This window comes from Luteipulveratus mongoliensis (genome assembly GCF_001190945.1).
Classification (GTDB): domain Bacteria; phylum Actinomycetota; class Actinomycetes; order Actinomycetales; family Dermatophilaceae; genus Luteipulveratus; species Luteipulveratus mongoliensis.
Genome location: NZ_CP011112.1, coordinates 3,180,075 through 3,192,779 on the forward strand (window position 1 = coordinate 3,180,075; position 12,705 = coordinate 3,192,779).

Genomic DNA, 12,705 nt, shown 5'->3' on the forward strand with positions numbered 1-12,705 from the left:
CCAGGACTCCACCACGTTCAGGCCCTCGTTGATCTCGCGTTGTAGGTCGCGGTCGCGCAGGTACCGGGTGACGAAGATGGTCTTCTGCGCGCGGCCGAGCTCGATCATCGCCTGGTAGGTGGGGTGGATTCGCGTTGGCCTTGGTGAACCGGCGCAGGATCGCCTCGGTCGAGGCTGTGCCGGAGCGGATTGCGGTGGCGTACTTGATCATCTGGTCGTACTGCTGGGCGATCAGATCCCAGCGGATCGGGCGGGTCAGCGCCGGAGCCAGGTTGGCGTAGGCGTCCGGTTCGCCGGCCTGGGGCCGGTACAGCTTGACCATGTTGATCCGCTGATCCTCGGTAGCAGGTCGAACCCGAGCAGCCGTGCCCGTGTGATGCCGAAGCCGACCTCGGACTGGCCGTGGGAGTCCCCATAGTTCCCCTCGACGGCCATGCTCGTGTCGTGGCGCATCGCGCCCTCGATCATCGCGGCGACCTCCGATGCGGTGCCGCTGACCAGCTGGGAGTGGATCGCCATCGACTTGCGCTCGACGTGCCAGTAGATCAGCACCCCACGCCCACCGTACCGGGAGTGCCACTCGGTGAAGATGTTCTGATCGAATGCCCCGAAGTGCGTGGAGTCCGAGGCGACCGCCGAAGACCCGGCGCCCCAGACCTGCTCGCGGCGCACGGCGAACGTCGCGTTCGCGATCTGCGCCGCCACCGCCCGCGCCACGTCCGGGGTCAGGTAGCGGCGCCGTACGAAGCGCAGCTGCTCCTCGGTATGGCCATGCTCACCACCAGAGGTCGCCCGGATGTCGGTGTTCGTGCCGTAGGCGTACACCGTCAGCAGCAACCGCTCGGCCAGCACCTCACGGGACAGGTCACCGCGGCCAGTGGTGCCAGTGACCGCCTCCAGGCGCCACGAATCGAACGACACCGCGTGGCAACTCGCCCCGGCCGCTCGGGAACCTCCCAAATCGGCTGTAGAACCTCAGCAGCAGTGCGAACCCGAGCTGCTGGCCATCCCCTCGCTTTCTCAAGGACGAGTTCTCGCTCGTCATCGAGCAACGTCCAGTCCTCGACCAACTCATCAAGCTCGATCGGCTGACTCACGACCGCAGCCTAGAGATGCGAGCACCGCCCTATGGCGGCTGGTGACAGTGGTCTTACCAACACCCCGAGTCGCACGGCAAGGAGTGTGCCGCCGCGCGAGCACTGACCAGCTGCTCCACGGTGAGCCCCATCCTGGCAACCTCCTTGACACCCGGGAGGGCCCGCTCTTCATCGACTTCGAGACCTGCTGCCGTGGGCCGATCGAGTTCGACGTCGCCCACGTGCCAGAAGACGTTGCGGTGCACTATCCGGGTGTCGACCAGGTACTACTTCAGGAGTGTCGTCGTCTCGTCCTGGCGATGATCGCGGCGTGGCGTTGGGATGTGCGGGACGAGTTCCCGGATGGTCGCCGACACGGGCTCAACATCCTGGACATCCTCCGCAAGGGGCCTCCGTGGCCGACGCTGGGGGCACTCTCAACGGACCACCGTGGGACCCAGCGGTAGGACCTGCCTCAGTCGGTGCCGTCCGGCACCGGATAGTGGATGACGACCGCACCGCCGGAGGCGTAGTTGACGACATCGGCGGTGACCTGCTGGCCGTGCGCCGACGCCCGCGCTGCCGCCATGGCGGCAGCGTCCGCGAAGTCGGCTTCGAAGACCGCGAAGTACGGTGCCTCTCCGGTGGTCGCTGCTACGTCGAAGCTGTAGCGCCATGCAAGTGGACCCGGCCAATTCGCGATCAGCGGAAGGTGCTTGTTCACGTAGTAGTCGCGGAAGTGGTCAGGGTCGGCGGGCGTGGAATACAGGACCAGCAGCTTATGCATGACGACCTCCGTCTAGAGAGACGAGACCAACGACGGAGCGAGGAAGCAGGCGAGCGCGGCGGCGTACATCGCTTGGTCGGTCGCTCCGGTCAGCTCGCGGGTCGAGTGCATCGACAGGGTCGGTGCCCCGAAGTCCACCGTCGTCACGCCGGACAGCGCCGAAGTGATCGGTCCCACGGTCGAGCCGCAGGGCAGGTCGGTCCGCACCACGAACTCCTGGCACGGCACACCAGCCTGGTCACAGGCGAGCTGGAAGTGAGCCGCCCCGACCGCGTCGGTCGCGTAGCGCAGGTTGGTGTTGATCTTGAGGACCGGGCCGCCGTTCATCGCAATGGTGTGCTGCGGCTCGTGACGCTCGGCGTAGTTGGGGTGGGTCGCGTGAGCCATGTCGCCCGAGGCGATCACCGAGCCGGCCAGCGCACGGTGCAAGTCCTCGCGGCCGCCGCCGAGCGTGATGACGATCCGCTCCAGGGTCGTCGGGAGCAGGGATGAAGCCGCGCCGCGGTCCGAGACGCTGCCGACCTCCTCATGGTCGAAGAGCGCAATGACCGGCGTGACGGGTTGGACGGGCTCGACCTCGACGGCCGCGATCAGAGCACGCGTGGCTGCATAGCTCGTCGCAAGATTGTCCTGCCGCGCGCCGGCGACGAGCTCACGATCACGGCCGGTACGGCGGGCGGGCGTGAGGTCGTGCGTCATCGCGTCCCAGCCCAGCACGTCTTCGGTGCGTACGCCGACCTCGCCGGCCAGGTAGGCCCGGAAGTCGCCGGGGTCGTTGCCGAGGCCCCAGTGCGGCGCCAGGTGCTGCTGCTCGTTGAGCTTGAGCCCGTCGGTGCGTACCGACCGGTCGAGATGAGGGGCCAGCTGCGAGACCCGCAGGACCGGGTCGTCGACTCGGAACAGATGGGTCTGCAGACCGTCTGCTCCGCGCGTCGCGACTCGGCCCGAGAGACCGAGATCGCGGTCGAGCCAGGAGTTGTCCAGCGGGCCGCCGTAGATCTCGACGCCGAGCAGCTGCCAGCCCGCTCGTGCGAGATCCGGGCGCGGCTTGATGCGCAGATTGGGGGAGTCGGTGTGTGCTCCGACCACCCTGAGCGGCGTGGTCGCGCCGGTGGCGTGCTCGGTCGACCAGGCGACGAGAGAGCCGGCGCGGATCAGGTAGTACCGACCTCGCACCGTCGGCCAGGCGTCGACCTCGCGCAGTCGCGTGAAGCCCGCAGCCTCGAGCAGCGTGGCAGCAGACTCGCACGCATGGAACGGCGACGGGCTGGCGTTGAGATAGGCGCACAGCCCGTCGGCGCTGTCGTCCGTGGTGAAGCCGGAAGAACCAAAGGTCAGCGTTGTGCCGTCAGCCACCGAACTCTTCCAACCCTCCGCGTGCCTGGTCCAGCCATGCCTGACGAGCGTCCAGGGCTTCCTGAGCGCTCTTAATCTTGCGGGCGTCGCCGCCGGCCCCGGCCTTGGCCAGGTCGGCCTTGAGGTCGGCCACTGCTGCCTCGAGCTGGTCCACCATCGACTTCGCTCGAGCCGCGTGCTCGGGATCGGTCTTGGTCCAGCGTGCGTCCTCGGCGTCCCGCACGGTCTGCTCGACCTTGCGCATGGCGCGCTCGATGCGCTCCATGTCCTTGCGCGGCACCTTGCCTGCGGCGTCCCACTTCTCCTGGATGGAGCGCAGACCGGACTTCGCAGCGGCCAGGTCCTTCACCGGGAGCAGTCCCTGCGCCTGGGTGAGGAGCTGTTCCTTGACCTTGAGGTTGGCCTCGAACTCGACGTTCTCGGCGGCCACGATCTCGTCCTTGGCGTGGAAGAAGGAGTCCTGCGCGGTCTTGAACCGCTGCCACAACGCATCGTCGTCGTTGCGCGCGGCACGACCTGCCTGACGCCACTCGCCCATGAGCCGCTTGAACGCCGACGCGGTCGGACCCCAGTCCTTGCTGGTGGCCAGCCGCTCGGCCTCAACGACCAGCCGCTCCTTCTCGCCCTTCGCATGGGAGTGCTGCTCATCGAGCTTGGCGAAGTGCGAACGACGCGTCTTGTCGAAGCCGTTGCGAGCGGTAGAGAACCGCTGCCAGAGCCCGTTCTCATGCTCCTTGTCGAGACGAGCCTCGCTGCGCTGCAACGCTTTCCACTCGTCGAGCAGCTGACGCATCCGGGTCGTGCTCTGCTTCCACTGCACCTTCTCGACCGGCTGCTGGGCGATCTGCTCGGCCTCGCTCACCACGGCCTCACGCTTGGCCAGGGCCGCCTGCTTGGCTACCGCACGCGCCTCGCCCTCGACCTGCGACTTCGCCTTGAGTGCGGTCGCGATCTGCTCGACCGTGGCGTCCAGCTGAGCCAGGTCGCCGACGACGTGTGCCTCGCCGATCTGGGAGCGCAGTCCCTTGAGCGACTCGTAGCCGTCGTGCGTCGACAGGTCGGTCTGCGTGACCCGCTGGAGCAGGAGAGTGGCCGAGGCGGCCAGCTCGTCGTACTTGCGGGCGAAGTAGGCCAGCGCCTCCTCGGGAGTCGAGCCGGGGTACGACCCCACCTCGCGCTCTCCGTCGGGCGTACGCACCAGGACCGTGCCGTCGTCGGCCACACGACCGAACGTCGCTGCGTTGCTCGGCGGCGCGTGAACAGGGTCCGGCGTCACGACGGCTGGTTGCTCCCCGGCAGCGAGACGCGGCGGCACGACAGGCTTGATCGATGCCGGTGTCGGCGCGGCCGGTCGGGGCCGCGGCGTCGGGACCGGAGCAGCCGGTGCGGGGGTGGGCGTTGCCGGCTCCTCGGCGGGGGCCGGCGTCTCCGCTGAGGGTTTGGCGGCCGCCGTCTCGGGTTCTGGAGTCACCGACGCTGCGGCAGCAGGCTCCGGCGTCAGGGCGGGCTCCTCGGGAGCAACCGGCTCCGAGGGCGCGGCCGACTTCTCGGGCTCGACGGCGGCTTCCTGCTCCGGAACCGCGTCCGGTGTCGGTGCGGCTTCCGGCTCCGAAACTTCCGAAACGGTGTCCTGCTCGGGAGCCGACTCCTGCGTGGCAACGGGCTCCGGTACGACGGGCTGCTCACGGGGAGCGGTCTCGGAGTCAGGTGCGGGCGACGTGTCGGCCGACGCCGTAACGGTGTCGTCGGTCGGGGTGTCAGACATGGTGCTCAGGCCTTCTTCTCAGTGACAGCAACCGAAAGGATGCTGATGGGTTGCGCTGGCGGTCCCTCCTGGCCACCGCCATCGACGCCAGCCTTGGCGATCTTGGCGACGATGTCCATGCCTTTGGTGACTCGGCCGAAGATGCTGTAGCCGACGCCAGTCGGATCGTCGATCACTGTGTCGTCGTAGACGATGAAGAACTGCCCACCGTTGCTGTTGGGATCAGAGGTCCGGGCCATGGCCAGCGTGCCACCCGGGTAGGCCGAGTCCTCAGGCGCATTCTCGACGCCGTAGCCATACCCAGGGTTGCCGTTCGGTGTGCCCATCGGGCTGCCGCACTGGAGGACGTAGATGCCGCTCGTCGTCAACCGGTGGCAGGGACTGTCCTTCCAGTACGCCTTCTCCGCGAGCTGCATGAACGACGCCACGGTCTGGGGTGCCTTGTCGCCGTAGAGATCCACCACGATGTCGCCGCAGTTGGTGTGGATCGTGCCGGTGAACGTCTTGCCAGCGGCCCGCGACTTGTCCGGCGCCTTCTCGAAGGTCTGCGCCGACGTCGGCGCGCTGGGCGGCTTGGCGCAGGCTCCGGCCTTGGGCACCAGGGCCACGGCGTTGGTAGCAGCGGGGGAGGAGGTGGACGAGCCCGTTGAGTCGTCTCCGCAGGCGGTCAGCGTCAGGGCGAGCGCCATCGCGGCTCCGACCGCACTGGACCGGGACCGGGTTCGGGGCAGCACGCAGCAACTCCTGACATCAAAGACGGGACCTGGACATCTTAAGGACACCGATCACTGCGGAACTGGCGGTTGGGGTCACGAGGTGGTGACGTTCAGGGGCGTCCCTCGCCTCCGCGATGTCGTACGACGGCCCGTAGGCTGCGGGGCGTGCTCACCGTCTCCTTCCCCGCGGCCGTGTTCGGGACCAACTGCTACGTGCTGGCCGCCGCCGAAGGCGAGGAGTGCCTCATCGTCGACCCGGGCATCGGCATCGAGCCCCAGCTGAGCGAGGTGCTGCAGGAGCTGCGGCTCAAGCCTTCAGCCGTCCTGCTGACCCACGGACACGTCGACCACGTCTACTCCGTGACGCCGGTCTGCGGCGGTCAGATCGGCGCGTACATCCATGCCGACGACCGCTACCGACTGACGGACCCGCTCTCCAGCATCGGCCCTCAGCTGGTGGCTGCGCTCGAGCAGCAGTTCGGCACGGCCGCGACCTGGACCGAGCCCAGCGACATCCGCGAGGTGCGCGACGACCAGGTGCTCGAGCTCGCCGGGATGCGCATCGGCGTACACCATGCGCCTGGCCATACCGAGGGCTCGGTGATGTTCTCGCTCGACGGGGTGCCTGACGGCGTACCGGACGAGACCGAGGTGTCATCGAGCCTGCTGTCAGGGGATGTGCTGTTCGCCGGATCCATCGGCCGCACCGACCTCCCCGGCGGCGACCATCAGGCGATGCTCACGTCCCTGCGCGAGCAGGTGCTGCCGCTGCCGGACACGACGCTGGTCCTGCCCGGCCATGGCCCTGCCACGACGATGAGTCGAGAGCGCGCGGCCAACCCGTATCTTCAAGACCTGTAAGGGAATTCATCACCATGAACAGCAAGGTCACGCCGATCAGTGGCTTCCCGGAGTGGCTGCCTGCGCAGCGCATTGCCGAGCAGCACTTCCTCGACACGATCCGCGAGGTCTTCGAGCTGCACGGGTTCGCGTCGGTGAGCACCCGCTCCGTTGAGCCGGTCGAGCGACTGTCCAACCAGGGCGAGGACGCTGACAAGGAGATCTACGCCGTCTCCCGGCTCGCGGGAGGCGACGACGCTGAGGCGCGTCTGGGTCTGCACTTCGACCTGACGGTGCCGTTCGCGCGCTACACGCTGGAGAACGCCGGCAAGCTGACCTTCCCGTTCCGCCGCTACCAGATCCAGTCCTGCTGGCGAGGGGAGCGGCCGCAGCGCGGTCGCTACCGCGAGTTCATCCAGGCGGACATCGACATCGTGGACGCGGGGGAGCTGCCCTTCCACTACGAGGTCGAGCTGCCGCTCGTCGTCGCAGACGCGTTCTCGCGGCTGCCCGTCGGGCCCTACAAGATCCAGGTCAACAACCGAAAGATCTGCGAGGGGTTCTACCGCGGTCTCGGCATCGAGGACGTCACCGGCACGCTGCGAACGGTCGACAAGCTGGACAAGATCGGCCCCGACAAGGTCAAGGCGCTCCTGCAGAGCGCCGGCCTGTCGCAGGAGCAGGCTGACCAGTGCCTGGCGCTGGCCGCCATCGCCACGCCGGACAGCTCGTTCGTGGACCAAGTCCGCGCTCTCGGTGTTGAGCACGAGCTGCTCGACGAGGGACTCGCTCAGCTCAAGGCGATCATGGACGCCGCCGCGGAGCACGCACCCGGCGTGCTGTCGGCCGAGCTGAAGATCGCGCGCGGGCTCGACTACTACACGGGCACGGTCTACGAGACGGTGCTGAACGGCCACGAGGACTACGGCTCGATCTGCTCCGGCGGTCGGTACGACGCCCTCGCCTCCGACGGCAAGCGCACCTATCCCGGGGTCGGCATCTCGATTGGTGTCTCCCGGCTGCTCGGCCTGCTGATCGGTGAGCAGGGCCTGACGGCCAGCCGCGAGACGCCCACTGCGGTCCTGGTGGCCGTCAACGACGATGACTCACGCGCGGAGTCGATGCGCATCGCGACAGCGCTCCGGGCTCGCGATGTGCCGACACTGGTCGCGCCGAAGGCCGCGAAGTTCGGCAAGCAGATCCAGTTCGCGGACCGTCGTGGGATCCCGTTCGTGTGGTTCCCGGGTTCGGGCACCGATGGTGGTGATGCCGTCAAGGACATCCGCTCGGGCGATCAGATCGACGCTGACCGCGCCACCTGGGCGCCGCCGACGGCTGACCTGAAGGCCGCACTCGTCAGCCCGCCGACGGACTGACGAGGACCGCGAGTCCTGTTGGAGCGGCGCAACGACATGTGGGGACCGTTGGCTCAAGAGTGAGTGAGGACCAGGACCATGGCGACTGAGACGCCCGAGAGGCCAGCAGTACGCCCGCGCGGCGTCGCTCCGACTCTCGCCCAGGTGGCGCAGCACGCCGGGGTCAGTCTGAAGACCGCGTCGCGTGCGCTCAACGGCGAGGCGCACGTCTCGCCGGACAAGCAGACCAGGGTTCTGGACGCGGCGCGGGAGCTCGGCTACCAGCTCAACCGGACGGCCAGCATGCTCGCTCGCGGCGTCGACTCCCATGTCGTCGGGCTCATCACCGGCGATATCGCCAACCCGTTCTACTCAGCCCTGGCCAAGGGCGTCGAGCAGGAGCTCCGCGCCTGGGACGGCCAGCTGACGGTTGCCAGCTCTGACGAAGAGCCCGACCGCGAGCGCGCGCTGGTGCACGAGCTGGTGACCAGGCACGTACGGGCCGTCATCCTCGTCTCGACCCTTGATGACCACCAGGCGATGCGAGATGTTCAATCTCGTGGGATACCAGTGGTCTTCGTCGATCGTGTCGGAGTCGGCATCGAGGCTGACTCGGTCGTCATCGACAACCGGGGCGGTAGCCGGACCGCCGTCGAGCACCTCATCGCCGGTGGCCACACGTCCATCGGGTTCATCGGTGACCTCTCGCGGTTGCCGTCGGACCGGGAGCGTTTCGAGGGCTACGTCGAGACGATGCGGGCGGCCGGTCTCGACCCGACCCGGGCCGTACGCCGCGGTGCGCACAGCGTGCAGGCAGCGGCGGAGGCTGCCCACAGCCTGCTCACGCAGGACCAGCCGCCGACCGCCATCTTCGCCGGCAACAACCGCATCACGATCGGGTCGCTGCAAGCCATGAACGAGCTCAGCGTCGAGCCTGCCCTGGTCGGCTTCGACGACTTCGAGCTCGGGGACCTGCTGGGCATCACCGTGGTCGCGCACAGCCCCGTCGAGATGGGTCGCACGGCGGCGCGCCTGGCGATCGAGGCCACCGAGCGCCGACGCACCGGAGCGACGAGTGTCACTCTGGAGACCACCCTGCTCGCCCGTGGGTCCGGTGAGCGCCGCCCCTGACAGACGCGCCTTCAGTCCTTGTCGATGGTGTCTGGCTCGTCCGGCGTGTGCAGCGGCACGGCACTCGGCTCGGTGGGCGCCTCGAACCGGTCGACGGTCGCTCCGGACCGCTCGATGGGCAGCGTCTTCGCGACATCCGCGTCAGGGTCAGTGGCGGCGGGCGCGGCCTTCGATACGGCCACTGCTGGCGGCTCTTCAGATCGCCCGGCAGTCTTCGCAACTAGTGCGGCAGCCTTCTCGACTGACGGAGCCGCTGCCGTCGTACTGATCCGCGGACGCAGGCCCAGCGAGCCGAGGTCCAGACCGGCCAGACGGCGTACGACGTCGACCTCGCTGCCCTCGTAGCCCTCCAGCGCGCGGGCCAGGTGGGCCTGTCGTGAGTAGCGCAACCGGGCCTGGGCCCAGAACGCCAGGACCAGGCAGATCGGCAGCGCCGCTACGAGGATGCCGAGCAGCTGACCCAGCTGGTCCAGGCCGAGCTGGATGTCCCGGCCGGCCTGCGAGAACGACGTGCCGGTGCGGGCGGCACGGTCGAACGGCGGCTTGAGCTGGTCGCCGACGAGCGGCACCTTCTTCAGCTGCTTGCCCGCCTCGGTCATGCTGCGAGAGAACTCCTGCCCACCGGTCTCCAGCTGGCTCGCGGAGTTGCCGGAGCCGGCGGCGCGCGCGTGGACCTCCATGCCCACCCGCACCCAGGCGACCACCCAGACAACGATCAGAATGTCCCCGATGACCTGGCGCCAGCGTCGAGCGGGCAGGTCGGCATAGAGCTGCATGCGAACACTCTTTCATCGAAACGAGCCCCGTCAGCGTTTGGCCGACGAGGTGAACAGGCACGGTGCCGCGCCCGCGACGTCCTGGGCGGCCGCGCCGATCCCGGCGAAGTTGATCAGACCTGCAGAGATGGGCGTACGGCACGCGAATTGCCTTTCAGCGCAATAGTTCTCACGTCCACCTGAGGCGATGCTAGGGGAGGGCCGGCGACTCAGCGTCGTACGTCTGGTGGAGCAGAGCGGCGAAGTCCGACCCGCCATCCGCAAACGAGTGGTCACCGATCCGGTCGACAACGATGGCCGGCGTCCACGAGTTCATCACGACCGCAGCCGAGAACGGCTCGAGCGAGTCCGCCCGGATGTCCTGTGTCCGTTGCGGCACACCCCGAGCCTTCAGCTGACGTGAGAGGACCTGCATGGTGATGCCGCGGAGCAGGTCAGCCTCCGGCCACACGACGGACGTCCCGTCCCAGAAGGCGAGGTTCCAGATCGTCGCCTCGCTCAAGCGACCCCGTGAGTCGACGAACGCGGCGTCGTCGAACCCGCGCGAGACGGCGTGGCGTAGGTAGTACGACTTGGCCACTTCACCCACGTGCTTCAGCGGCGCCAGATGGCGTTGGTAGTCGACGACGTCCAGTGCCAGGGGGCCCTCGGGCGGGTCAGCCGGCGGACCCGTACGGATGAACACGTCCAGGGCCGCGGCCGCGGTGGACCCACCTCGCTCAGGACGCGGCGCAACGAAGCAGCTCAGTGACGCGTCGGCCCGCGCGGCCTCGATCGCCTGGCGGAGGTAGCCGCGGATCTGGTCGTCCGGGAGGTGGGTCCCGAACATCTCGGTCGACGCGTGCCGGAGTCGGTCCAGGTGCAGGTCGAGGCCGCGGACCGCGCCGCTGCGGATCTGCATCGCGGTGAAGTGGGCGCCGCCGGCGAACACCACCGGTGCGAGGTGGTCGACGGTCGCGGGCGTGCCATTCTGATGGACGGCGAAGGCGGTCATGCTGCGAATCTAGGAGGTGCCCGGTGTCTCCGATGCAGCGGGCGATTCGCGGATGGCTGGACCACCTCCGGGTGGAGCGAGGTGTCTCGACCCACACGTTGCGGGCGTACGAGCGCGACCTGCGCCGCTACGCCGACTTCCTCGCGAGCCAGGACGTGACTGAGCCCGCGAAGGCCACCGAGGCTCATGTGGCGGAGTTCCTGATGCATCTGCGCGAGGGGGACAGCGAGCACCGTCCGCTCGCCGCCTCCTCGTCCGCACGCACTTTGGTCGCCGTGCGCGGCTTCCACCGGTTCCTCGCCCTTGAGGGTGAGACCCCGACCGACGCGGCCGTCGCGGTGTCCCCGCCCAAGGCACCTCGCCGCTTGCCCAAAGCCATCCCGATCGACCAGGTCGAGCGGCTGCTGGCCGCCGCCAGCACCGGCGACACGCCGTCCGCGTTGCGCGATCGGGCGCTGCTGGAGCTGATGTACGGCATCGGTGCGCGGGTGAGCGAGGCCACCGGCCTGGACGTCGACGACGTCGACCTGGAGGCGATGAGCGTACGGGTGCTCGGCAAGGGTTCGAAGGAGCGCATCCTGCCTCTCGGGACGTACGCCGCCGACGCGCTCTCGGCGTACCTCGTACGTGCTCGCCCGGTCCTCCTCAGCCGGGCCACACCAGCGCTGTTTCTCAACCTTCGCGGGGGCAGACTGTCGCGACAGAGCGCCTGGCTGATCATCCAGGCAGCGGCCGAACGCGCCCACCTCGAGGGCCACGTCAGCCCGCACACGCTGCGCCACTCCTTCGCCACGCACCTGCTCGACGGAGGCGCCGACATCCGCGTCGTCCAGGAGCTGCTCGGCCACGCCTCGGTGACGACGACGCAGATCTACACCATGGTCACCGTGCAGCAGCTGCGCGAGGTCTTCGCCCAGGCGCATCCCCGAGCGCGTTGACCGTGCGTTAGGTTGGGCGGCGATCGGCGTGATGCCGAACGATCCAACCCGGGAGTGATCTCGTGACGTCACAGGCAGCCACCGACGGCGAGCACGCTCGCCTGCCCGGCATCGATGCCGCCAGCAAGGGCCAGGTCGGCCCGACCGGGCGTGCTCTGCCCCATTTCCCAGCACCCAAACCGCTGGCCAAGCACGGTCCGGCGCGCATCATCGCCATGTGCAACCAGAAGGGCGGGGTCGGCAAGACGACCAGCGCCATCAACCTGGGTGCCGCCCTGGCGGAGTACGGCCGCAAGGTGCTGCTCATCGACTTCGACCCGCAGGGTGCCCTGTCTGTGGGCTTGGGCATCCGAGCCAACGAGCTCGAGAACACCATCTACAACATGCTGGTCGAGCCCGGCCACGACATCCACGACGTCATCCAGCACACCAACACCGCCAACCTCGATGTGATCCCGGCCAACATCGACCTGTCGGCTGCCGAGGTGCAGCTGGTCGGTGAGGTGGCGCGCGAGATGGTCCTGTCGCGCGCGATCCGTCCCGTTCTGGACGAGTACGACGTCGTGCTGATCGACTGCCAGCCCTCCCTCGGCCTGCTGACCGTCAACGCGCTGACCGCAGCCCACGGTGTACTGATTCCGCTGGAGTGCGAGTTCTTCGCCATGCGCGGCGTCGCACTGCTCGTCGAGACGATCGAGAAGGTCACCGACCGGCTCAACCCACGGCTGCAGGTCGACGGCATCCTCGCGACGATGTACGACGGCCGCACCCTGCACAGCCGCGATGTCGTCAAGAGCGTCGTGGAGCACTTCGGCGACCGGGTCTTCCACACGGTCATCACGCGGACCATCAAGTTCCCGGACGCAACGCTCGCCGCCGAGCCGATCACGTCGTACGCCTCGACCCACGGCGCGGCCGAGGCCTATCGCCAGCTCGCCCGCGAGCTCATCTCGCGGGGCGAGGCGGCCTGA

At 68.4% G+C, this 12,705-nt stretch carries 12 protein-coding genes and 1 pseudogene; 6 read left to right on the forward strand and 7 right to left on the reverse strand.

All coding sequences use genetic code 11. The features are described 5' to 3' along the window. Positions 1-6: 6 nt before the first annotated feature. Positions 7-921, reverse strand: a pseudogene (locus tag VV02_RS26940) (Tn3 family transposase); the annotation flags it as partial. On the opposite strand from VV02_RS26940, the gene VV02_RS27350 reads away from it, so the two are divergent. Beyond that, entirely contained in the window at positions 887-1,543 is a 657-nt protein-coding gene (locus tag VV02_RS27350; RefSeq protein ID WP_281177308.1) for a phosphotransferase family protein, read from the forward strand. The pseudogene VV02_RS26940 and the gene VV02_RS27350 sit on opposite strands and share 35 nt — an antisense overlap. A gap of 8 nt (positions 1,544-1,551) precedes the next feature. Here VV02_RS27350 and VV02_RS15135 read toward each other — a convergent pair whose 3' ends face one another. Genes VV02_RS15135 through VV02_RS15150 form a run of 4 tightly spaced genes read right to left on the reverse strand, consistent with a single transcriptional unit; the run spans position 1,552 to position 5,718 of the window. After that, on the reverse strand, positions 1,552-1,863 hold the full coding sequence (locus VV02_RS15135; RefSeq protein WP_052592757.1) for an EthD family reductase: 312 nt from the start codon (positions 1,861-1,863) through the stop codon (positions 1,552-1,554). A 12-nt stretch (positions 1,864-1,875) separates the two neighbouring features. Beyond that, the gene (locus VV02_RS15140) at positions 1,876-3,219 is read right to left on the reverse strand and encodes a M18 family aminopeptidase (protein WP_245633094.1); all 1,344 of its coding nucleotides are present in this window, start codon (positions 3,217-3,219) and stop codon (positions 1,876-1,878) included. Next, on the reverse strand, positions 3,212-4,984 hold the full coding sequence (locus VV02_RS15145; protein ID WP_083450189.1) for a DUF349 domain-containing protein: 1,773 nt from the start codon (positions 4,982-4,984) through the stop codon (positions 3,212-3,214). The genes VV02_RS15140 and VV02_RS15145 overlap by 8 nt, the downstream gene beginning before the upstream one ends. Positions 4,985-4,989: 5 nt before the next feature. Continuing rightward, complete coding sequence (locus VV02_RS15150; RefSeq protein ID WP_245633095.1) at positions 4,990-5,718, reverse strand: peptidylprolyl isomerase; 729 nt, start codon at positions 5,716-5,718, stop codon at positions 4,990-4,992. A gap of 147 nt (positions 5,719-5,865) precedes the next feature. On the opposite strand from VV02_RS15150, the gene VV02_RS15155 reads away from it, so the two are divergent. The 3 genes from VV02_RS15155 (at position 5,866) to VV02_RS15165 (ending at position 9,026) form a co-directional block, all read left to right on the forward strand. Continuing rightward, positions 5,866-6,561: an MBL fold metallo-hydrolase gene (locus VV02_RS15155; protein WP_052592759.1), complete on the forward strand. Its 696-nt coding sequence runs from the start codon at positions 5,866-5,868 to the stop codon at positions 6,559-6,561. A 14-nt stretch (positions 6,562-6,575) separates the two neighbouring features. Beyond that, positions 6,576-7,916 carry a histidine--tRNA ligase gene (hisS, locus tag VV02_RS15160; RefSeq protein ID WP_052592762.1) on the forward strand — a complete coding sequence of 447 codons (1,341 nt, stop codon included), beginning with the start codon at positions 6,576-6,578 and terminating at the stop codon, positions 7,914-7,916. A 78-nt stretch (positions 7,917-7,994) separates the two neighbouring features. Then, positions 7,995-9,026 (forward strand): LacI family DNA-binding transcriptional regulator, encoded by a 1,032-nt coding sequence (locus VV02_RS15165; protein WP_052592764.1) that lies wholly within the window; start codon positions 7,995-7,997, stop codon positions 9,024-9,026. 11 nt (positions 9,027-9,037) lie between these two features. Here VV02_RS15165 and VV02_RS15170 read toward each other — a convergent pair whose 3' ends face one another. Both VV02_RS15170 and VV02_RS15175 read right to left on the reverse strand, forming a co-directional pair. After that, positions 9,038-9,802, reverse strand: a complete 765-nt coding sequence (locus VV02_RS15170) for a hypothetical protein (protein ID WP_052592766.1) — start codon at positions 9,800-9,802, stop codon at positions 9,038-9,040. A 190-nt stretch (positions 9,803-9,992) separates the two neighbouring features. Continuing rightward, positions 9,993-10,796, reverse strand: a complete 804-nt coding sequence (locus VV02_RS15175) for an aminotransferase class IV (protein WP_052592768.1) — start codon at positions 10,794-10,796, stop codon at positions 9,993-9,995. 32 nt (positions 10,797-10,828) lie between these two features. Between VV02_RS15175 and xerD the strand changes: the two genes are divergently transcribed. Both xerD and VV02_RS15185 read left to right on the forward strand, forming a co-directional pair. Continuing rightward, entirely contained in the window at positions 10,829-11,734 is a 906-nt protein-coding gene (xerD, locus tag VV02_RS15180; protein WP_052592770.1) for a site-specific tyrosine recombinase XerD, read from the forward strand. Positions 11,735-11,796: 62 nt separating this feature from the next. Then, a complete protein-coding gene (locus VV02_RS15185; protein WP_052592773.1) occupies positions 11,797-12,705 on the forward strand; it encodes a ParA family protein in 909 nt (302 codons plus the stop codon).